Source organism: Vibrio amylolyticus (assembly GCF_023145695.1).
Lineage (GTDB): Bacteria > Pseudomonadota > Gammaproteobacteria > Enterobacterales > Vibrionaceae > Vibrio > Vibrio amylolyticus.
Window position 1 is genome coordinate 1 of record NZ_JAJHVV010000049.1, and the last position, 297, is coordinate 297.

The window sequence follows — 297 nt, forward strand, 5'->3', positions numbered from 1 at the left end:
CTCACAACTGACGTTGTGGTGTTTCCAAGAACACTTGAATGTGTGTTGGTACCTAAATGATTAAATCATTTAGGATTTGAGAACTTTTATTTGAACAACAACCAATCACAGTTGTTATTCGTCAGCTTTCCAAATTGTTAAAGAGCAGATTTTCTAATGAAAACCATTTTTAAACATTCTCGATTGAGAAAATACTTAAAGATGGTATCCCGTAGGGGAGTCGAACCCCTGTTACCGCCGTGAAAGGGCGGTGTCCTAGGCCTCTAGACGAACGGGACATAGGTTACTCTTAACTTT

The 297-nt window shown here is 39.1% G+C and carries 1 tRNA gene; it reads right to left on the minus strand.

The annotated features are described in order from the left end of the window. Positions 1-202: 202 nt before the first annotated feature. Positions 203-278, minus strand: a tRNA-Glu gene (locus KP803_RS21835). Positions 279-297 lie beyond the last annotated feature (19 nt).